The sequence below is a fragment of the Pseudomonas sp. GCM10022186 genome, assembly GCF_042656385.1.
Taxonomy (GTDB): domain Bacteria; phylum Pseudomonadota; class Gammaproteobacteria; order Pseudomonadales; family Pseudomonadaceae; genus Metapseudomonas.
This window is the reverse complement of the sequence record NZ_JBHSOU010000047.1, coordinates 20,149-39,221: the sequence shown is the minus strand read 5'-3', so window position 1 is coordinate 39,221 and position 19,073 is coordinate 20,149. Positions and strand designations below refer to the sequence as shown.

Sequence of the window (19,073 nt, the reverse complement as noted above, 5' to 3'; positions counted from 1 at the left end):
AGTGCAGCGAAACCCAACGCAGAACCTCGCAGGCAATGAAGGCCTGCTGGCCTGTCTGGCGGGCATGCGCCTGGGCAAGACATTTAAACGTACGGAGAAATGGATTGGCACGAAGTTAAAGCGCCACCCCATTGCATCTTATTGGTTATAAGATGTCGTCAGGCAAACATAATGCTATTTTCATCCAGCCATTAACGTGCGCTAAATGACATCTTATTAAGCATAGGATTTCTCCTGGTGAAACCTTATGAAAGACTACTTTCCCGTACAAAGCGCATCCCTGCTGTACCGCGTAGCCCTGCTGGTGAAAGAGGCGCGCCTGCGCATGGGGATACGCCAGGCTGACCTTGCAGAACAAGCCGGGATCTCCCTCCGTGCGATTCGGCATATCGAGGCCGGGAAAGCGGAGGGCGTTTCATTGCGCGATTTCATGCTGGCGCTGTTTACCGTAGGGATTTCCGACCGGGTGTTCCAAGCACTGCTGGATGACCCCGCATTCGATGCCGATTTCTTGGAAACCAATGCCAACAAGCGTGTACGACTACCGCGTAGCAATGCAGAGGACTTCTGATGCCCAGTGCCTACATCTACATGGAGTGCCCGATCACGGGCGCGACAGTGACCTTGGGCAGGCTCACCTTGGACGGTGGCGTCGGCACATTCCTCTATGCACCGGAGGCAGTCGAGGGCAAGTTCTGGGTGCCGGACCCGATTCGGTTCCCGCTGTCCAGTCGCCCGATTACCGTGCCCAAGAATGGCGGTGTGCCCGGATTCATCGACGATGCGATGCCTGATGGCTGGGGGGAGCGGTTGTTACGGCGTACACGCAAGGGCACGCTCGATCCGATTCAACTCCTGCTGTTGTCACCGAACGAGGATCGTGCAGGAAACATCATGGCCGGCGAGCAGCGTACGCCCAGACCGGGTGTAGGCGAGAAGCCCATGAAAATGCTCGACGCCAAGGGACTCGACCACTTCATCGAGGTCTGCGCGGCGATCTATGACAGCCAACTGACCAATGAACAGCTGGAGGCGCTGAAAATACGGGATCAGCGCTCGGCAGTCGGTGGCGCCAGGCCGAAGCGCACCTACCGTCTCGACCACAAGCTGGTTTTGGCCAAGCCGCGCGATAAGTTCGATCACTACGACCTGCCGGCCTTCGAGTACGCCTGCATGACCTTTGCGGCTAACAAGGGGATGAGCGTTGCCCGTACGGCCTTGCATCGCAGCGAGAGAGGCAACACGCTCCTGGTCGAGCGATTTGACCGGAAGTGGTCTGAAGATCAGAAGAAATTTCACCGCATCCCAATGATGAGCGGTTTGACCCTGCTCGATGCCGACTGGCGTGTGCAAACCAACAAGGGATGGATTTACGCCGCGCTGGCGGACGAGCTGTACCGCAGAGGGGCGCCAGATGCCGATCGGCAAGAGCTCTATCGGCGAATGGCGTACAACGCCCTGGTGGGGAACAGTGATGATCATCCCCGCAACCACGCGGTGATCTGGCAGGACGGCGTTTGGCGGCTCTCGCCCATGTACGACGTACTTCCCGTGTTGGGAGAAGGCCCTGCGCAGGGGCTTGCGATGGATGTTGGGATGAAAGGGCCCCTGTTGAGCCGAGTCAATCTGTTGAGTCACCACCAGCACTTTGCGCTGTCCGAGGAGGCGGCGGCGGATATTCTGGATGAGGTCGCCGCCTGGGAACCGGAATTGAAAGACCACTATGCGCAGCACTTGGCTGGAGCCGAGCTGGATGCCGCAGTGGACGCAACCAGCGGAAAGAAACTGCTGACCTGAGCGGTGAGCTGGGCGATCTGAAATGGCATCTCTACGCAACTTGTGGCGGCTCTTGCGCGGCAAAACGCTCGACACACCTGCGACTTTCATGAAGACGTGACAGTCATCGGCGATATCGATGCCCATAAGGCGCTGTTCCATTTTGGCGGGCCTGCGCATGGCAATATCGGTAACTGGTGAGTCGGCGGGGAATCGTCTGGATGAACGACGAGGAACGGCATTGCACAGAGGCAGCTGTACCTGTAGGGGCGAATTCATTCGCCAAGGGCAGCAAAGCTGCCCCAAGTAGGATGGGTCGGGCGGCGTTCCGTGACTGCAGCGAAACCCAATGCAGGGCCTTGCAGGCAATGAAGGCCTGCTGGCCAGTGCGATGGGTATGCCCCTGAGCGGGGATCTATTGACGTGCGAAGATCGGCAGACGGCTATCGGCCAAAGCCTGCCTGCTGGACTCGGCTGAAATCAACCCAAGGCTGTCGGCCCAGAGAGACCGATTAGAGTAGAAGAAATAAATCTGTCCCCGTTTTTGCTTTGCCTCGACACACCAGCGCCCAGGGGGCTCTGGGCACCGCTAACACCATCCAAAACCAGCCATCCATCACCCGCTGCGTTTTTACACGTCCTGGGCCAAAAGCGGCCATTTCCAACCTATTGAACGTTCCCGGCTAGCAGCTCCGAATCCTGCTCCGCCTGCTCGCTCAACCATTGAGAAACTGCGCGAAACCGAGCTACCTGACCTGCATCCTTGTGGCTGAGCAACCACAGCTCCCTCTGTGACTCTGGCTCCTGTTGTAACCGGACAAGCCCCAAGCGATCGCCCACTACGCAGGGAAGCAGTGCGATCCCAATCCCTGCTTCGCAGGCGCTAGCAATCATTGAAATGCTGGTCAGTCGTATTTTCTGTAGCGGCCCGATCTTGGCCAACCATTGCATCTCCGCCAACCGGGCCATCTCATCTGGAAATGACAGCCAAGGCAGGGCTGACCAGTCCTTGCGCGAGGCGCCGGAGAAGTTCTTGGCGCCGTAAACCGCGAAACCCAACGTCCCGATCTTGCGCATTCGTAGGGCGGCGTCTGCGGTGGGTCTGTTGAGGCGAATGGCGAGGTCGGCTTCGCGCCGGGTGAACGAAAGTTCACGAAAATCTCCCATGAAGTTCAACTCAAGGCGTGGATGCTTGGCCAACAGTGCAGGCACATGACGCACCAGCCAATGACTGAGCAGAACGTCGATTGCGGTGATATTGACCGCACCGGAGATGGCCTGTGCTTCCTCCTGGCTTTCCAGGAGCATCGTCTTGACACGGTCAACGATGGTGTCGGCATGGGACAAGAGAATTTTTCCGCCAGCGGTCGGCTGGTAACCGGTGTTGTCACGGATGAAGAGTCGGATGCCCAGCGCCTGCTCGGCCGCCGCGACCCGTCGGCTCACGGTGGACGTAACCAAGCCTAGCTCGCGTGCTGTCTGGGCCATGTTGCCGGACTCGGCGAGCTTCAGCAGCAGCGGGATGTCATTCCAGTCGAAGTTCATGGGGCCATCACTCAGAGCAAGCGTTGCGCCAATCGCATTGCTTTTTTGCAACTTGTGATTGCAATCGTAGCTATTTAAGCAACGCCACGCGAGGCGTAAAAAGTCCCCATCGGATGACTACTGCGCCAGCATCAGCGGCAACAGACTCCAGGCAGGACGGCCCGCCCCACTACTTCGACCGCTATCTCGCTACAGGAAAAATGATCATGAGCACCCTGCATGCCACACCCTTCGAACAGACTGCCGCTACTGCTGAAAATCAATACGTGGGGGTCAATGGCAACACTATCGCCTACCGCTCCATCGGCTCAGGCAGCCCCATCGTCCTGGCCAACCGCATGCGCGGGACGCTCGACACCTGGGATCCGCTGTTCCTGGACAAGCTGGCCGAACGACACACCGTCATTACCTTCGACTATCCGGGCGTTGGATACTCGAGCGGCACTCTGCCCGACGACCTGGGCCAGGTTGCCAGCTTCGTCAACGACTTCACCACGGCCATCAAGCTGGACAAGTTCGCCATGCTGGGCTGGTCGTGGGGCGGTTTCACCACACAAACCCTGCTGCTCGACCAACCGGAGCGCGTGACCCATGCGATCCTGGTGGGCACCAATCCGCCGGGGCCGGGCCAACTGCCGATCCAGCAGGTGTTCATCGAGCGCGCCATGAAGCCAGTGAACGACCTGGACGACGAAGAAGTGCTGTTCTTCGAACCACAATCCGAGTTCAGCCGCGCGGCGGCCAAGGCCTCTCATGACCGCATCTACGCCCGCCCCGATGTGGTGTCGAAGATTCCTTCGCAGATGGAGCAGTTCCTGGTGTACCTGAAGGCCGCCGAAGCCTTCGGCGAAGACACGCTGGGACGCCGCGCTGGACTGACCCAGACGCGTACGCCGATGCTGGTCATCAGTGGCGATAACGACACCAGCACCGCCGGCCAGAACTGGTTCCCGCTCATCGGCCAACTGCGCAACGCGCAATTTGTCTTCTATCCCGAAGCGGGGCATGGCCCGCAGCACCAGTATCCGGAGCTGTCAGCGGAGTACATCGCCGATTTCATCGCGCACACGTCCAAGTAACCACATCCTGTGCAGGCAGCTGAGCACTCCCTTCGGAGGAATACGCCATGCGTTACCGCATCTTCGGCAATACCGGCCTTCGGGTATCGTCACTCGCCCTGGGCACTGGCAACTTCGGCAAGGGCTGGGGTTACGGTGCCGATCAGGAAGAGGCTCGCAAGATCTACACCCGCTACCGCGAGGCCGGTGGCAACTTCATCGATACGGCCGATCAGTACCAATTTGGCCAGTCGGAAGCGATGCTTGGCGACTTCATCGCCGCCGACCGCGACGACATCGTGCTGGCGACCAAATTCTCCCTCGGCGACTCACCTGATGCTGGCCTCCAGCGTTCCGGCAACAGCCGCAAGGCCATGTTTCGCTCGGTCGAAGCCAGCCTGAAACGCTTGAAGACGGATCACATCGACCTGCTGTGGGTGCACATGCCCGATGGGGTAACGCCCATCGACGAAATCGCCCGAGGCCTCGACGACCTGATCCGCTCCGGCAAGATTCTCTACGCCGGCCTATCGGATTTCCCGGCCTGGCGTGTGGCCACCGCTGCCACACTGGCCGAGTTGCGGGGCTGGTCGCCCATCTCGGCCGTGCAGCTGGAGTACAGCCTGGTGGAAAGGTCGGCGGAGCGTGAGCTTCTACCGATGGCCGCCGGGTTCAATCTGGGAGCGGTCGGCTGGTCACCGCTGGGAGGCGGTTTGCTCACCGGCAAATACCGCAATGGCGAAACGGGGCGGGCGCAGGGGCTGGGAGTGGTCATCCACAGCGAGAGCGACCAGCGCAAGACCTCGACCCTCGATGCCGTGCTGGCAATCGCCGAAGAGACGGGGCATTCACCGGGACAAGTCGCCATTGCGTGGGTGCTCGCCAAGGGAACACTACCGATCATCGGCCCACGCACCGCCGAACAGCTCGCCGACAACCTTGCGTCGCTAGAGGTTCGGCTGACGTCGGCACAGCTCGAACGACTGGACGCCGCCAGCGCCATCACCCTCGGGTTCCCGCACGACGTGGTCGCCGCGACGGCACCAGCGCTCGCTGGTGGGCAGCCAGAACTCATCGATGCGCCAACCCGCGCTATTCGTTGATTTGGAGCGGTAGAGGCCAAAGGCGTGACGGACAATCACGCCTTTGGCCAAAAAGCGAATGCCCCCTTCTGGCCGTTTTGCGCCGTCCGCTTCAATGGCACGTGCTTGTTCGTAGGATGGGTGGGGCGGAGCGATACCCATGCCGCCAAACGATGGGTATCGCAGGCTCCACCCATCCTACAAGGGCATGATCCGAGGCCGCCTCTGGCCGACAGCAACCGAGCTTGAGCGGCTGTTAGAGGCCGGAAGCATCCATTCTCTAACCACCAGCCCCCTCGTATGGCCGAGGCACGGAAACAGTTGGCTTGCCCAACGCAACAGCGTCACCCACACGGCCACTTCCTACAGATTTTTCTGACTCTCTTTTCTCCGACTTACAGAGAACTTTCTTACAGACCGTTAGCCTTGAGGCCCTACGCGCGCCATAGCTAGTGTTCCCCCGTCACGGTCAATCCCGTGGCCGGGTTTGACAGCCCGACAGCAAGAGGCGCGATTGCGCCTTAGCGGCGCATGCGGAAGCGGCGGATTGCTTCTGCAGGCCCTTGCTCGAATGCGGTTTTCAACTGCATTGCTCTATGGCGGATCGCGCGGGGAGACCCTCGTGGTCTGCCGGGTTCTCTTGCCTCGGTCTGTCAACCCCGCGCGATCTGCCACCCTCGATTGACAGCGCGGGTGGTGGAGTCTTCCTAACGCAAGAGGAGCTTCATCATGCACGACGCATATTCCCCTCTCGTTTTCTTCCACCATTCCCTTCGCCTGCGCACCCTGATGGTCGATAACCAGCCCTGGTTCGTCGCTCATGACTTCGCCCGGTTGATCGGCGTTCCCGATGCCCAATCCTTGCTTGCGGCCCTGGAGCCTCACGAGCAACAACCCCTCTGCCTCGAATACACCCGCGACTTCCACGAAGAGGTAACGACCATCAGCGATATCGGTGCCTACAAGGCGCTGTTCCATTTCGGCAAACCGGAGCATGGCGATATCGGCCGCTGGCTCAGCGAAGTGCTGGTGCCGACGCTGCATGACTATCACCGGGTGCCGGATGCAGCACCGCGCCGTTCTTCTTTGAGCTTCGAGGGTCGGCAGCTGGGAGTGGTGCGCTGGCAGGGCGAGGTCTGGGTGGCCTGGCGCGATCTGCCGGCCTTGATGACTTCGGGCAAGGAGGTGTCGGCATGAGCATAGATTTGGAGCAGCGTCGGCTGCGGGAGCTGTTGGACCGTCTGGATTCGCGGCTGCAGACGGTGCAGTTGCTTGCCGAGGTCATCCTGGACAATGCGGCGTTGAGGGAGGGGATTCCCGGGCCCTATCTGGACAACATCAGGGAAAGCGCGCTGATGGATGCAGTGATTCATCTGTCCCGCAGCAACCTGGAGGATTTCTGGCAGTTGGTGAAGCTGGAGAAGTTGCCGTTGGGGAGCGGGTGATTTGAGGTGTGGGTTGGCCCCTCTTCCGGGTTGGGAGAGGGGCCTTTGTTTTTTGGGGCAACGGGGTTGCCCTTGGCGAATGAATTCGCCCCTACAGGTTGGGCCGGGAGACGGTGCGGGGCGGGGATGGCGAAGGGCGGCATCGCATTGCATCACAGTGTGTCTGCACGGCGTCGGGATACATGGGCATTGCACCGCCCCGGAAAACGACACAGGCCTGATACGTCGCGGTGTTCAACTGCTAGCGAGACATGAAGGGGAGCGACCCGCCCCCCGCCAATCGCTTGCAACGGAGACATCCCCATGAAGATGGCATTGCAGAACCCGGCAATCAGCATCGTCGCCGGGTCGGCTGGTCGATCCTTCCGCCGCCCCTGCTGCAGTTCGGATTCACGAAGTGCTCAGAAAACGAGCAAATCCAGCCCATATACATCTAACAACCTGATTATTCCAATTGACGGAAAAAGCCTTTCCAATCAGCGCAACTTCGCCACAAAAATCTCTTTAACTAATTGTTTTTAATTGCATTTACACAACTATCACTCACGTCGATGGCAACCATCACGCAGCATCACTTCTTCATCGAAATCACATCAGTAACATGGGCCCCGTAGACGAATTCCACCCCCCTCTAACCAAGGTGACCAAAATGAAAAAGCAAATCTTCGCCAGCCTGTTCATCGCCAGCCTGTCCGCCTCCGCTTTTGCACTGTCGGTTGCCGAGGGTGGTGCCGACCGCACTTCCGCCCACCGCGTTGCCGAGAATGGCTCCGAGCGCTCCCAGTCCCTGCGCGTCGCCGAAGGTGGTTCCGACCGCACCAAGGCCTTCGACGTGGCCGAGAACGGCTCCGAGCGTTCCCAGTCCCTGCGCGTCGCTGAAGGTGGCTCCGACCGTACCAAGGGCTTCCAGGTTGCCGAAGGTGGTGCCGACCGCACTGGTGCCAACCGCATCAGCTAACTCCCGGAGCAGTTCAGAGGCAGGCAATTCATGACGTATGCACCTCGAAAGGCAGAAGGCGCCACATGTGGCGCCTTCTTTCTGTTTGGGAAATGCAAAATCTGTGGGAGCGATTTCAATGGCTAAGCGGACCGCAGGTTCGCCTTGTTGCCCCCAAGGTGGCTCAGGGCTGGTGGATAGAAGAGCGCTATCCACCCTACGGGACAGCTGCGCTGTCCTTGGCGAATGAATTCGCCCCCACAAGGCTCAACTAGCTGCCGTACACCTTCTGCGCGGGTACGGCTTCGGTCAGCAGGCGTTCGACCACGTCGCCGACTTCCTCCGGCTGGTAGCGCGCGCCCTTGTCGTGCTCGGGGCCCTTGCGCCAACCATCGGCGATGGAAAGCTTGCCGCCTTCCACCTCGAACATGCGGCCGGTGACGGACTGGGACGCTTCCGAGCCCAGCCACACCACCAGCGGCGCGACGTTCTCGGGGGCGAAGTGGTCGAAGCCATCCTCCGGCTTTTTCATCACCTCGGCGAACACCTCCTCGGTCATGCCGGTGCGCGCGGCCGGGGCCAGGGCGTTGGCGGTGATGCCGTAGCGCGCCAGTTCGGCGGCCTGCACCAGGGTCAGCGAGGCGATGCCGCCCTTGGCGGCGGCGTAGTTGGACTGGCCGATGGAGCCCTGCAGGCCGGCGCCGGAACTGGTGTTGATGATCCGCGCCTTGACCGCGATGCCGCCCTTGGCCTGCTCGCGCCAGTGCTTCACCGCATGGCTGGCCAAGCAGAAGTGGCCCTTGAGGTGCACGGCCATCACCGCGTCCCAGTCGGCCTCGGTGAGGCTGGCGAACATGCGGTCGCGGCAGATGCCGGCGTTGTTCACCAGCACGTGCAGGTCGCCGAAGGCTTCGATGGTCGCACGGACGATCTCGCCGGCGGCGGCGTAGTTGGTGATGTCGCCGTTGTTGGCGACGGCCTCGCCGCCCTGGGCGCGGATTTCGGCCACCACCGCTTCGGCGGCGGGCAGGTTGATGTCGTTGACGACGACCTTGGCGCCTTCGGCGGCGAAGGCCAGGGCATAGGCCCGGCCCAGCCCACCGCCGGCGCCGGTGATGATGACGGAGCGGTTTTGGCAGATTGGCATTCTTGGAATCTCCGGATAGTCCGAGTGATAGGTGGCTACCCTCACCCCCGGCCCCTCTCCCTGAAGAGGAGAGGGGAGCAAAGCAGTCCGTGCATGGTTCATCCGCTGCACAGACAGCCCCCTCTCCCTTCAGGGGCGACCTGCAAGGGGAGGGTTGGGGTGAGGGCCAGCGGCGTCAGAGCCTTTCGATAATGGTCACGTTGGCCTGCCCGCCGCCTTCGCACATGGTCTGCAGGCCATAGCGCCCGCCGCTGCGCTCCAGTTCGTGGAGCAGGGTGCACATCAGCCGGGTGCCGGTGGCACCCAGGGGATGGCCGAGGGCGATGGCGCCGCCGTTGACGTTGGTGCGGTCGTGGGGGTAGCCGGTTTCCTTCAGCCAGGCCATGGCCACCGAGGCGAAGGCTTCGTTGATCTCCACCCGGTCGATGTCTTGCAGCTTCATGCCGGCGCGCTTCAAGGCGTATTCGGTGGCCGGGATGGGCGCGGTGAGCATCCAGATCGGGTCTTCGGCGCGCACGCTGATGTGGTGGATGCGCGCGCGCGGCGTCAGGTTGTAGCGCTTCAGCGCCGCCTCGGAGACCACCAGCATCGCGCTGGCAGCGTCGCAGGTCTGGCTGGACACGCCGGCGGTGACGCGGTCGCAGCCGAACAGGGTTTCCAGTTCGGCCATCTTGTCCAGGCTGGTCTGGCGCGGGGTCTCGTCGTGCTGGACGCCGGCCAGGGGGACGATCTCGCGGGTAAAACGTCCTTCCGAGATGGCGAGCAGGGCGCGGCGGTGGGACTCCAGGGCGTAGGCTTCCAGCGCCTCGCGGGTCAGTCCCCACTTCTCGGCGATCATCTGCGCCGAGCGGAACTGGGTCGGCGGTACCTTGCCGTAACGCTTCACCCAGCCTTCGGAGCCGGAGAAGGGATCGGTGAAGCCCAGGGGCTCGGCGGCGGTCATGGCCGAGGAGATGGGGATCTGCGTCATGGTCTGCACGCCGCCGGCGACCACCACGTCCTGGGTGCCGCTCATCACCGCCTGGGCGGCGAAGTGCACGGCCTGCTGGGACGAGCCGCACTGGCGGTCGATGGTGGTGCCGGGCACGGCCTGGTCGAGGCCGGCGGCCAGCCAGCAGGTGCGGGCGATATCGCCGGCCAGCGGGCCGATGGTGTCGACGCAGCCGAAGATCACGTCGTCGTAGTCGGCGTCGGGAATACCGTTGCGCGCCACCAGTTCGCGCAGCACATGGGCGCCGAGGTCGGCGGCGTGGATCTGGCTCAGGCCGCCCTTGCGCCGGCCGGTGGGGGTGCGCAGGGCGTCGACTATGTAGGCTTCGGGCATGGGGTCAATCTCGGTGTAATGGTGTGAGTTCGTTTGCCCTCTCCCCAACCCTCTCCCGCAAGCGGGAGAGGGTTGGGGAGAGGGCAAAGGTCAAGGACGGCACGGGCGGCTTTGCTCCCCTCTCCCTTCAGGGAGAGGGGCCGGGGGTGAGGGTGCTGGAGGTCAGAACGTATTGCCCGCCCCGGGCTTCACGGCGCCAGAAAACAGCGCCTGGCGGATCCGCGCCTTGTGCCAGCCGCGGTCGCCCCAGACCTTGTCCAGGGCCCAGGCGCGTTTCATGAACAACTGCAGGTCCACCTCCCAGGTGTACCCCATGGCGCCGTGGGTCTGGATGGCGTTCTTCGCCGCCAGCAGCGCCGCCTCGGTGCAGGCCAGGCGGGCGTGGGAGACCTGGGTGTCCTGGTCCGGCAGCTGGTGGGCCACGGCGTAGGCAGCACGGTAGAGCGGGCCCTTGGCGAATTCGATCTGCACCGCGACGTTGGCCATCAGGTGCTTGACCGCCTGGAAGGAACCCACCGGCTTGCCGAACTGCTTGCGCTCGAAGCTGTAGTCCACCGCCAGGTCCACCATGCGCTTGGCCAGGCCCAGCAACTGGGCGGCGGTGCCCAGGGCGCCGCGGTTCTGCGCGGCGGCCCAGAGCGCCCGGCCCTGCTCGGCAGCGGCCACGCGGGTGGCGTCGCCGGGGGTCCAGTCGACGCGGAACAGCTGGCGGCTGGGGTCGACGGATTCATTGCGGGTCAGGCTCACCTGGGCGCGGGGCACGGCATGTACCTCGTCGCCATGGGGCAGCAGCAGCAGGTCGGCCACGTGGGCGTCGGCCACCAGCGGGTTGCCGGGCTGGCCCACCGCCAGGCGCGCCTTGCCCTCGGCGATGCGGGTCAGCCACTCGCTCTGCAGGTCCAGCTGCTCGGCACCCAGGGCGCAGAGCAGCGGTACGCCGACGAAGGCGGTGTCCACCAGGGGCTCGGCCAGGCCGGCATAGCCGCATTCCTGGGCCAGCAGGATGAAGTCCAGTTCGTTCATGTCCAGGCCGCCGAAGCCTTCCGGCACGGTGACCGCCGGCAGGCCCAGTTCGGTGAGCTGCGCCCAGAGTTCGTCGCTGCGCCCGCTCTCGCTCTGCCAGAGCTCGCGAATGCGCTCCGGGGTCACTTCGTTGGTGAAGAATCCGCGCACGTTTTCTTCGAACAGCAGTTGGTCGTCGCTGAAGGTAAAGTCCATGGCGCCCCCGTTATGCGCGCGGCATGCCAAGCATGCGCTCGGCGATGATGTTGCGTTGGATCTCGTTGGTGCCGGCGTAGATGGGGCCGGCCTGGGCGAACAGGAAGCCGTCCAGCCAGTGGCCGACGTCGCCGGCATCCGGCGCCTCCGGCAGCAGTTCGCCGCGCAGGCCGAGGATCGACAGCGCCGTTTCGTGCATGCGCTGGTCCAGTTCGGACCAGAAGATCTTGTTGGTGGACGACTCCGGCCCGATCTTGCCGCCCTTCACCAGCCGCGAGGCGGTCATGTAGGTGTTCAGGGTGTAGGCCTCGGCATCCAGCCAGGCGCGCATCACCGCTTCGCCTATGGCCGGGTCCTGGTCGGCCTGCTCGCGGTTGGCCTGGTAGAGCGCCACCAGGCGGCGTGCAGTCTCCTGGAAGCGCGCCGGCGAGCGCAGCATCAGGCCGCGTTCGAAGCCGGCGGTGGACATCGCCACGTGCCAGCCCATGCCCTCACCGCCCAGTACGTTCTCCACCGGCACCTTGACGTCGTCGAAGAAGATTTCGGCGAAGCCCGGCAAGCCATTGAGCTGCGGGATCGGCCGCACGGTGATGCCGGGGCTGTCCAGCGGCAGCAGGATGAAGGTCAGGCCGTGGTGGCGGCTCGACGCCGGGTCGCTGCGGAACAGGCCGAACAGCCAGTCGGCCCAGACGGCGCGGGTGGACCAGGTCTTCTGGCCATTGATCACGAAATGGTCGCCCTGGCGCTCGGCGCGGCAGCGGATGGCCGCCATGTCGGAACCGGCGTTCGGCTCGGACCAGCCCTGGGCCCAGATTTCCTCGCCCGTGGCCATCTTCGGCAGGAAGCGCGCCTGCTGCTCGGGGGTACCGAACTCCATCAGGGTCGGGCCGAGCAGGAAGATGCCGTTCTGGTTCACCCGGGCCGGGGCGCCGGCGCGGTAGTACTCCTCTTCGAAGATCAGCCACTCGATCAGGTCGCAGCCGCGACCGCCGAGCTCCCTGGGCCAGGTGACCATGCCCCAGCGGCCTTCATTGAGCCTGGCCTCCCAGGCGCGGTGCTGGGCGAAGCCTTCCTCGCAGTCGAAGGATTTCAGCGCCTCGGTGGGCACGTTGGCGGCCATCCAGGCGCGTACCTCTTCGCGGAACGCCTGCTGCTGCGGTGTATAGGTCAGATGCATGGCGGGTCAGTCCTTGAAGTTGGCGTCGCGCTTGTCGACGAAGGCATCGCGGGCTTCCTGGGAATCCAGCGAGCGGTAGGCCTGCAGGGTGAAGCCCTGCTCCCAGCGGTATTTGTCTTCGAGGTTGCCGTCCTCGATGCCGGTGAGCGCCTCCTTGGCCAGGGCGATCATGGCCGGGCTCTTGGCGGCGATGCTGCGGGCGATCGAGAGGGCAGCCTCGCGCAGTTCCTCGCGCTTGACCACACGCTCCACCGCGCCCAGGCGGTAGGCTTCGGCGGCATCGATCATCTCGCCGGTGAAGTACATGTGGCGCACCTTCTGCACCGGGAACAGGCGCTGCAGGTGGGCGCCGCCGCCCATGGCGCCACGGTCCACCTCGGGCACGCCGAAACGCGCGCATTCGGAGGCGACCAGGATATCCGCCGCGCCGCACAGGCCGATGCCGCCACCGAGGACGAAGCCGTGCACCGCGATGATCACCGGCTTGGGATTGCGGTGGACAGCCTTGAAGCTGTCGTAGTTGCCCTTGTTGACGGCGACGATCAGGTCACCGTTGGCCGCCAGTTCCTTGATGTCCACCCCGGCGCAGAAGCCGCGGCCCTCGGCGCGGATGACAATGACGCGGACCTCGGGCGACGCCCCCAGGCTTTCCAGCTCGGCGGCGATGGCCGCCCAGCCCTTGCTGTCGAAGGCATTGACCGGCGGATGGTCGAAGACCATCTCGGCGATGCCGTTGTCGATGCTCACTTGAAATGGATTGCTCATCCGACTACCCCCAGTTGCTTGATTCTTCTGCCGTAGGGTGCGCATGGCGCACCCTACGGAGCCTCCGCGCGGCGGCACAGCTCGGCGAGCCGTTGCTCGGCCTGCTGCACGATGGATTCGATGAGTTCGGCGCAGCCCGGCAGGGCGTCGATGGCGGCGGCGATCTGCCCCGCGGGCAGCACGCCTTCGGCCGGCTGGCCGTCGACCATGGCCTTCTGGATCACCATGGGCGCGTTGGCCGCCATCAGCGTCTGGGCCGCGGTGAGGCCGTCGCCACCGCGCATCTTCAGCGCGCTGCCGAGCAGCTGGGCGATGCTGGCGCCGCTGTGGCGGCGGTAGGCCAGGGCGCTGCGCAGGGCCAGCAGCAGGCGCTTGAGGCCGCCCGAGCGTTCCAGGCGGTCGAGCAGCTCGTTGCGGATCATCCGTTGCGGCAGGCCGTCGATGGCGCGGCTGACGATGATCGCGGCCGGGTCGCGCACCTTCAGGTAGCGCTCCAGGGTGGCCGGCGGCACCGGGCTGTCGGCGCTCATCAGGAAACGCGTGCCCATGGCGATGCCCTCGGCGCCCAGGGCCAGGGCCGAGACCAGGCCGCGGCCGTCCTTGAAGCCGCCGGCGGCGACCACCGGCACTTCCAGCGCGTCCACCACCTGGCCGAGCAGGATGGAGGTGGGCACGGAACCGGTGTGGCCACCGCCCTCCCCGCCCTGCACGGTCACCGCGTCGGCGCCCATTTCCACGGCCTTCACCGCGTGCTTGAGGGCACCCACCGTGGGGATGCAGACCACGCCGGCATCCTTGAGCCTGGCGATCATCGCCTTGCCGGGCGAGCGGCTGTAGCTGACCGCGCGCACCTTGTGCCTGACCACCAGCTCGACGATCTCGGCGGCGTTGGCCTGGTACATGTGGAAGTTGACGCCGAAGGGCCGGTCGGTGAGCGCCCGGGTCTGGACGATCGCCTGCTCCATGCGCTCCGGCTCGATGGTGGCGCCGGCGAGGAAGCCGAAGCCGCCGGCATTGCCGGTGGCCGCCACCAGCCTGGGGTCGGCCACCCAGCCCATGGCGGTCTGGATGATCGGGTAGCGGCAGCCCAGCAGGCGGGTCAGGCGGGTGTCGAGGGAAATCGCCATCACGCCTCCGCCGGGTTGCGCTGTGACTGGGCCATGGCGCGGGCGTCGTAGCCGCCCAGCTTGTCGCCGCTGACCAGTTCGTTGTGCACGTGGGCGAAGTGGTGCAGGCCGAACACCATGTCCATGGTGGCGCGCTTGCCCATCAGGTCCTCGGCGTTGTTCACCGCCTGCTTGGTCAGTTGCAGGCCCAGGCGCGGCATCTGCGCGATGCGCCGGGCCACGTCCAGGGTCACGTCCTCCAGCACGTCGCGGGGCACCACCTTGTTGACCATGCCCATCTGCCAGGCGCGCTCGGCGCCCATGCGCTCGCCGAGGAAGAGGAACTCCTTGGCGATGCGCGGGTTGAGCTCGTGGACGTGGGCGAAGTACTCGACTCCGGGAATCCCCATGCGCACCACCGGGTCGGAGAAGTAGGCATCCTCCGAGGCGATGATCAGGTCGCAGACCCAGGCCAGCATCAGCCCGCCGGCGATGCAGGCGCCCTGCACCATGGCGATGGTCGGCTTGGGCATGTCGCGCCAGCGCCGGCACATGCCGAGGTAGACCTCCTGCTCGCGGGCGTAGAGGAACTCGCCGCCCGGCTTGCCGACATGGTCGTACCAGAGGCTGGCGCGGTCGAAGCTCTGGTTGACGTCGCGGCCCGGGGTGCCGATGTCGTGGCCGGCGGAGAAGTGCTTGCCGGCCCCGCGCAGGACGATGACCTTGACCGCGTCATCGTCGCAGGCGCGCTTGAAGGCGGCGTCCAGCGCGTAGGTCATTCGCGAGTTCTGCGCATTGTGGTACTCGGGCCGGTGCATGGTGACCAGGGCCACCGGGCCCTGGACCTCGTAGAGCACCACCTGTTCGGCGTTATCGATAGGTTCGTTCATCTGCGCTGCTCCGCCTCGCGGGACTTCAGGTGTTCGTACGGGGTTTCACTGCGGGGCGCGCACGCCCGGCGGGTTGTCCTTGAGCTGGGCGGCGCGCAGGTTGTGCGGGTCCAGCTGCTGGATGAGGATCAGTTGCTCCAGGGTCGGCGCCGGCGTGGTCGGGATGTCCGCGGGGATGTGCAGCGGGAAGCCGGTGGCGGCCTGGACTTCCTCGACCGTCACCCCGGGATGCAGGGAGCGGATGCGCATCTGCCGTTGCGGGCCCTGGAAGTCCAGCACGCAGAGGTCGGTGACGATCAGGCGGATGTCGATTTCGTCCATGGACCAGCCACGGGCCAGGCGCTCGGGGTTGTAGCCGACCGAGGACACCACATCCACTTCGCCCTCGACGAACACCCGCTTGTTGTGGCCGGGCACCATGAAGGAGTTGGCGTGGCTGATGGAGTTGCCGGGGAAGCCGCGCACCCCGAGCATCTGGGATTTCGGTTTGGCGTGGTCGCCGATGCAGGAGATGTTCGCCTGGCCGTAACGGTCGACCTGCACCGGGCCGACCAGGGCGTGGCGGCGTCCGCTCCAGACGTTGTCGAAGATGCGCGAAAAGCCCATCCAGCTGTCGAACCTGGGCTGGTAGCCGCCGCGCGGTCCCACCGGTACCGGCTCGGCGACCAGGAAGGCCTCGGAGTCGGTCATCATCAGTTCGGCATTGCTGTTGAGCATGGCCAGGGACGCGGCCAGGCGCTGCAGCACGCCGATGCCGGTGGCGAGCACCTCGCCATCCCCGGTGAAGGCCTCGGAAGCGGCGCAGATCATCAGTTCCGCGAGGCTGTAGGGTTGTTTGGTGGCAGTCATCTCGGACTCCTCACTTCTATTCAGAAAACCGGCAGCGACAGTTGGCGGATGGCCTTGAGCCCGCCGACCCGGGCGAGGTATTCGTCCTCGCCGCAGTTCACGTAGCGCTCGACATAGGCCTGCCAGCCGTCCGGCTCGGCGGCCGAGGCGTTGTAGGCCTTGAAGTGGGCGACATCGAAGCCGTAGAGCGGCGCGCAGGACGAGGGATGGGCACCGCCCGGCAGGTGCACCACGGCGGTGGTGCGGTTGCGCTCCCAGAACACCTGGCGGGCGCGGGCCTGGTCCTCGTGGAACCAGGCGCTGTCCACCAGTTCGTCGCAGCTCACATAGGCCTTGTCGGCGGCGCGCACGAAGAGATCGTCCATGTAGTGGTCGGGGCCGGCGATCTGGCAGACGCCACGGGCATCGGCGCGATCGACGTGGACCAGCGCGGCGTCCAGCTTCAGGGCCGGCATCGCGATCCAGTCGCGGCGGTCGTCGTAGGGGGACGCCACCAGTTTCAGCCCGGGGTTCAGACGCAGCACGTCGGTGCCCAGCCCCACGGCGGTGGGGATGAAGGGCGCGCCCATGGCGGCGGCGCGCAGGCCGAGCAGCAGCATGCCCTCGTCGATTTCCATCACCTCCACCGCGCCCTCCTGGCGGGCCTTGCGGAAGTACGGCTCGAGTGGGATGAAATCCAGCGAGACGAAGGCGTAGACCAGCTTGCGCACCTTGCCGGCGGCGCAGAGCATGCCGACATCGGCGCCGCCGTAGGCGACCAGCGTGAGGTCCTTGAGGTCCGAGCGCAGGATCTCCCGCACCAGGGCCATGGGTTTGCGGCGCGGGCCCCAGCCGCCGATACCGATGGTCATGCCATCGTGGAGCTGGCCGACCACGTCGGCCGCTGTCATGCGTTTGTCCATCTTCCGATCTCCGTTAACGGCGGCCGACGCTGAAATCGTGGCCCCAGTGGCTGACCACGGTGCTTTCGAAGGGGGTGTGGCGGTCCCAGTCCATCACCTTGCCGCCACAGCCGTATTCCATGTCGAAGCCGCCCGGGGTCTGCATGTAGAAGGAGGTCATCTCGTCGTTGGTGTGGCGGCCGAGGGTGGCGGAGAGCTTCACGCCGCTGGCGTGCATGCGGTCCAGGGCGCGGCCGACGTCGTCCAGCTCCTCCACTTCCACCATCAGGTGCACGCAGCCGGACGGAATCGGGCACTCGAACAGCGCCAGGGAGTGATGACGGCCGTTGTTGCAGTGGAGGAAATGGATGCGCTTTTCCGGCTCGGCCGGGTCGGGGGTGAAGCGCACCTTCATCAGGTCGGAAAGGCCGAAGCCCATGACCTTCTCGTAGAACTCCAGGCAGCGGTCGAAGCTGGGTGCCGGGATGACCGCGTGGCCCATGCCCAGGTCGCTGGTGACGAAGCCGCTGACGCCGACCGGGGAAACGAAGGGTGCGAAGTCCTGGCGCGGCCCCCAGAACAGCTCGTGGCGGTTGCCGTCCGGGTCGCAGAAGCGCGCCAGTTCCTGCACCTTGCGCAGCCCGGCATCGGCAGCGGTGCCGCGCTGGACCTCGACATCGGCCTGCTGCAGCTCGGCGATGGCCTGCTCGAAAGCGGCCTTGCCCGCCACCTCCCAGCCGCAGGCGCCGTAGCCGTCGCGCTCGGCCTTCTCCACCAGGATGCGGTAATGGCGCTCGTCCATCTTCAGGTAGAGCGCCTCGTCCGAAGCGGCATCGACCATCATGCCGAGCACCCCGCTGGCGTACTGGCGCCAGCGGTCCAGGTCAGTCGAGGCTACGGTGACGTAGCCCAGGCCACGGATATCCATGCGTTCTCCTCATTCGCGTCATCGCCCCGCACGCCGGGCGCGGGGCTCTATGAGGAGGGATTAAATCGGCAGGCCCCCGGGGTGGCATCGTCCGATGGGACTAGCGCGAAAGGCGCCTGGGACGGGGGCTCTAGCGCTTGCAGGAGGGGGATTGGAGGATGCTGGCGGGGCATTTCGCGATAAGCGGCAATCCGCATGTACGGAAATATTCAATAGTCGGACCAGAGCGCACTAACGATTATTCTAATTTGTTTCTTGAGTGTTTCCCTGAAACCAGGCAGAAACATCCGACTCACACACACTTACAAACTCCAATACAGTTCGTTACATGCACTTCAAATGGGCATGAACACAGGAATAACGCATGCCAATCATAGCCTTACAAACTACCAGTCATCCTGAAGTCAACCATTTATCCGGCGACTTTAGATAGTACTGGCGAACTTCCTCAACATCCTTAATATCCGCACTCGGGGGGATATCAGGGGGTTTTAAGAGGAAGACAAAATGAAATCCGCAATAACCACCACTGCCTTTTCCAGCCTGCTGTTTTCTGTTGTCGCGCTCACTTCGTTACAGGCATTCAGTGCATCTCTTCAACCGGCGGACCAGCAGCCGCTTCTGATGCTGGCGGAAGGAGGCAGTGATCGCCTTGTCCACTATCGGGAGCTGCAGGCGCAACGCATGCAGACGGCCGATGACGAAAGCCAACGCTTCGCCACGCTGGTCGAGGAGAAACCGACGGCAGCCGGTTCCGGGACCGCCGGGGAAGAGGCAGGCGCCGTCGCCAACCCCGCAGCCGGAGATGAATCACACACTCAGGATCAAGGCACGGATTACCAGTATTGATCTGCAACAGGTGAACCCTCCGGACGCGCACCACCGCGCTGCGGAGGGACACCGCAAAGCCCCGGCCCAGCGCCGGGGCTATCGCCCAACCAGCGG

At 64.3% G+C, this 19,073-nt stretch carries 19 protein-coding genes; 8 read left to right on the top strand and 11 right to left on the bottom strand.

Going from position 1 to position 19,073, the window contains the following annotated elements; genetic code table 11:
• Positions 1–247: 247 nt before the first annotated feature.
• Both ACFPU0_RS16840 and ACFPU0_RS16835 read left to right on the top strand, forming a co-directional pair.
• Positions 248–571 (top strand): helix-turn-helix domain-containing protein, encoded by a 324-nt coding sequence (locus ACFPU0_RS16840; RefSeq protein ID WP_377694378.1) that lies wholly within the window; start codon positions 248–250, stop codon positions 569–571.
• Positions 571–1,797, top strand: a complete 1,227-nt coding sequence (locus ACFPU0_RS16835) for a type II toxin-antitoxin system HipA family toxin (protein ID WP_377694377.1) — start codon at positions 571–573, stop codon at positions 1,795–1,797. The genes ACFPU0_RS16840 and ACFPU0_RS16835 overlap by 1 nt, the downstream gene beginning before the upstream one ends.
• A 645-nt stretch (positions 1,798–2,442) precedes the next feature.
• Here the strand turns inward: ACFPU0_RS16835 and ACFPU0_RS16830 are convergent.
• Positions 2,443–3,321, bottom strand: a complete 879-nt coding sequence (locus ACFPU0_RS16830) for a LysR family transcriptional regulator (RefSeq protein ID WP_377694376.1) — start codon at positions 3,319–3,321, stop codon at positions 2,443–2,445.
• A gap of 206 nt (positions 3,322–3,527) precedes the next feature.
• Between ACFPU0_RS16830 and ACFPU0_RS16825 the strand changes: the two genes are divergently transcribed.
• From ACFPU0_RS16825 to ACFPU0_RS16805, 5 genes are all read left to right on the top strand, one after another.
• A complete protein-coding gene (locus tag ACFPU0_RS16825) occupies positions 3,528–4,400 on the top strand; it encodes an alpha/beta fold hydrolase (RefSeq protein ID WP_377694374.1) in 873 nt (290 codons plus the stop codon).
• Positions 4,401–4,447: 47 nt separating this feature from the next.
• Entirely contained in the window at positions 4,448–5,482 is a 1,035-nt protein-coding gene (locus ACFPU0_RS16820; protein WP_377694373.1) for an aldo/keto reductase, read from the top strand.
• Positions 5,483–6,190: 708 nt separating this feature from the next.
• Complete coding sequence (locus ACFPU0_RS16815) at positions 6,191–6,658, top strand: Bro-N domain-containing protein (protein ID WP_377694371.1); 468 nt, start codon at positions 6,191–6,193, stop codon at positions 6,656–6,658.
• Complete coding sequence (locus tag ACFPU0_RS16810) at positions 6,655–6,906, top strand: hypothetical protein (protein WP_377694370.1); 252 nt, start codon at positions 6,655–6,657, stop codon at positions 6,904–6,906. The genes ACFPU0_RS16815 and ACFPU0_RS16810 overlap by 4 nt, the downstream gene beginning before the upstream one ends.
• Positions 6,907–7,555: 649 nt before the next feature.
• On the top strand, positions 7,556–7,864 hold the full coding sequence (locus tag ACFPU0_RS16805; protein WP_377694369.1) for a hypothetical protein: 309 nt from the start codon (positions 7,556–7,558) through the stop codon (positions 7,862–7,864).
• A 250-nt stretch (positions 7,865–8,114) separates the two neighbouring features.
• Here the strand turns inward: ACFPU0_RS16805 and ACFPU0_RS16800 are convergent, their stop codons facing one another.
• The 10 genes from ACFPU0_RS16800 to ACFPU0_RS16755 all read right to left on the bottom strand — a co-directional run bounded on the left by ACFPU0_RS16800 (position 8,115) and on the right by ACFPU0_RS16755 (position 18,128).
• Positions 8,115–8,990 (bottom strand): SDR family oxidoreductase, encoded by an 876-nt coding sequence (locus ACFPU0_RS16800; RefSeq protein WP_377694367.1) that lies wholly within the window; start codon positions 8,988–8,990, stop codon positions 8,115–8,117.
• 175 nt (positions 8,991–9,165) lie between these two features.
• Positions 9,166–10,314, bottom strand: a complete 1,149-nt coding sequence (locus ACFPU0_RS16795; protein ID WP_377694365.1) for an acetyl-CoA C-acetyltransferase — start codon at positions 10,312–10,314, stop codon at positions 9,166–9,168.
• Positions 10,315–10,476: 162 nt separating this feature from the next.
• Entirely contained in the window at positions 10,477–11,532 is a 1,056-nt protein-coding gene (locus ACFPU0_RS16790; protein ID WP_377694364.1) for an acyl-CoA dehydrogenase family protein, read from the bottom strand.
• A gap of 10 nt (positions 11,533–11,542) precedes the next feature.
• The gene (locus ACFPU0_RS16785) at positions 11,543–12,709 is read right to left on the bottom strand and encodes an acyl-CoA dehydrogenase (RefSeq protein WP_377694362.1); all 1,167 of its coding nucleotides are present in this window, start codon (positions 12,707–12,709) and stop codon (positions 11,543–11,545) included.
• A gap of 6 nt (positions 12,710–12,715) precedes the next feature.
• A complete protein-coding gene (locus ACFPU0_RS16780) occupies positions 12,716–13,474 on the bottom strand; it encodes an enoyl-CoA hydratase family protein (RefSeq protein WP_377694361.1) in 759 nt (252 codons plus the stop codon).
• Positions 13,475–13,527: 53 nt separating this feature from the next.
• Positions 13,528–14,601, bottom strand: a complete 1,074-nt coding sequence (locus ACFPU0_RS16775; protein ID WP_377694359.1) for an NAD(P)H-dependent flavin oxidoreductase — start codon at positions 14,599–14,601, stop codon at positions 13,528–13,530.
• Positions 14,601–15,470 carry an enoyl-CoA hydratase gene (locus ACFPU0_RS16770; RefSeq protein WP_377694357.1) on the bottom strand — a complete coding sequence of 290 codons (870 nt, stop codon included), beginning with the start codon at positions 15,468–15,470 and terminating at the stop codon, positions 14,601–14,603. Before ACFPU0_RS16770 ends, ACFPU0_RS16775 begins: the two co-directional genes overlap by 1 nt.
• Positions 15,471–15,515: 45 nt before the next feature.
• Positions 15,516–16,319, bottom strand: coding sequence for a CoA-transferase subunit beta (locus ACFPU0_RS16765; RefSeq protein ID WP_377694356.1), 804 nt, complete (start codon positions 16,317–16,319; stop codon positions 15,516–15,518).
• Positions 16,320–16,339: 20 nt separating this feature from the next.
• Positions 16,340–17,221, bottom strand: coding sequence for a CoA transferase subunit A (locus ACFPU0_RS16760; protein WP_377694355.1), 882 nt, complete (start codon positions 17,219–17,221; stop codon positions 16,340–16,342).
• A gap of 13 nt (positions 17,222–17,234) precedes the next feature.
• On the bottom strand, positions 17,235–18,128 hold the full coding sequence (locus tag ACFPU0_RS16755) for a VOC family protein (RefSeq protein ID WP_377694354.1): 894 nt from the start codon (positions 18,126–18,128) through the stop codon (positions 17,235–17,237).
• Between the two features lie 507 nt (positions 18,129–18,635).
• On the opposite strand from ACFPU0_RS16755, the gene ACFPU0_RS16750 reads away from it, so the two are divergent.
• Positions 18,636–18,977: a hypothetical protein gene (locus ACFPU0_RS16750; protein ID WP_377694353.1), complete on the top strand. Its 342-nt coding sequence runs from the start codon at positions 18,636–18,638 to the stop codon at positions 18,975–18,977.
• The last annotated feature ends 96 nt before the right edge of the window (positions 18,978–19,073 follow it).

What these genes read in the sequence shown, in the direction of transcription:
- ACFPU0_RS16755 (WP_377694354.1), bottom strand. Translation starts at nt 18,128, where the DNA reads ATGGATATCCGTGGCCTGGGCTACGTCACCGTAGCCTCGACTGACCTG.
- ACFPU0_RS16820 (WP_377694373.1), top strand. Translation starts at nt 4,448, where the DNA reads ATGCGTTACCGCATCTTCGGCAATACCGGCCTTCGGGTATCGTCACTC.
- ACFPU0_RS16785 (WP_377694362.1), bottom strand. Translation starts at nt 12,709, where the DNA reads ATGCATCTGACCTATACACCGCAGCAGCAGGCGTTCCGCGAAGAGGTA.
- ACFPU0_RS16765 (WP_377694356.1), bottom strand. Translation starts at nt 16,319, where the DNA reads ATGACTGCCACCAAACAACCCTACAGCCTCGCGGAACTGATGATCTGC.
- ACFPU0_RS16750 (WP_377694353.1), top strand. Translation starts at nt 18,636, where the DNA reads ATGAAATCCGCAATAACCACCACTGCCTTTTCCAGCCTGCTGTTTTCT.
- ACFPU0_RS16775 (WP_377694359.1), bottom strand. Translation starts at nt 14,601, where the DNA reads ATGGCGATTTCCCTCGACACCCGCCTGACCCGCCTGCTGGGCTGCCGC.
- ACFPU0_RS16760 (WP_377694355.1), bottom strand. Translation starts at nt 17,221, where the DNA reads ATGGACAAACGCATGACAGCGGCCGACGTGGTCGGCCAGCTCCACGAT.
- ACFPU0_RS16795 (WP_377694365.1), bottom strand. Translation starts at nt 10,314, where the DNA reads ATGCCCGAAGCCTACATAGTCGACGCCCTGCGCACCCCCACCGGCCGG.
- ACFPU0_RS16830 (WP_377694376.1), bottom strand. Translation starts at nt 3,321, where the DNA reads ATGAACTTCGACTGGAATGACATCCCGCTGCTGCTGAAGCTCGCCGAG.
- ACFPU0_RS16810 (WP_377694370.1), top strand. Translation starts at nt 6,655, where the DNA reads ATGAGCATAGATTTGGAGCAGCGTCGGCTGCGGGAGCTGTTGGACCGT.
- ACFPU0_RS16840 (WP_377694378.1), top strand. Translation starts at nt 248, where the DNA reads ATGAAAGACTACTTTCCCGTACAAAGCGCATCCCTGCTGTACCGCGTA.
- ACFPU0_RS16780 (WP_377694361.1), bottom strand. Translation starts at nt 13,474, where the DNA reads ATGAGCAATCCATTTCAAGTGAGCATCGACAACGGCATCGCCGAGATG.
- ACFPU0_RS16805 (WP_377694369.1), top strand. Translation starts at nt 7,556, where the DNA reads ATGAAAAAGCAAATCTTCGCCAGCCTGTTCATCGCCAGCCTGTCCGCC.
- ACFPU0_RS16800 (WP_377694367.1), bottom strand. Translation starts at nt 8,990, where the DNA reads ATGCCAATCTGCCAAAACCGCTCCGTCATCATCACCGGCGCCGGCGGT.
- ACFPU0_RS16770 (WP_377694357.1), bottom strand. Translation starts at nt 15,470, where the DNA reads ATGAACGAACCTATCGATAACGCCGAACAGGTGGTGCTCTACGAGGTC.
- ACFPU0_RS16825 (WP_377694374.1), top strand. Translation starts at nt 3,528, where the DNA reads ATGAGCACCCTGCATGCCACACCCTTCGAACAGACTGCCGCTACTGCT.
- ACFPU0_RS16815 (WP_377694371.1), top strand. Translation starts at nt 6,191, where the DNA reads ATGCACGACGCATATTCCCCTCTCGTTTTCTTCCACCATTCCCTTCGC.
- ACFPU0_RS16835 (WP_377694377.1), top strand. Translation starts at nt 571, where the DNA reads ATGCCCAGTGCCTACATCTACATGGAGTGCCCGATCACGGGCGCGACA.
- ACFPU0_RS16790 (WP_377694364.1), bottom strand. Translation starts at nt 11,532, where the DNA reads ATGGACTTTACCTTCAGCGACGACCAACTGCTGTTCGAAGAAAACGTG.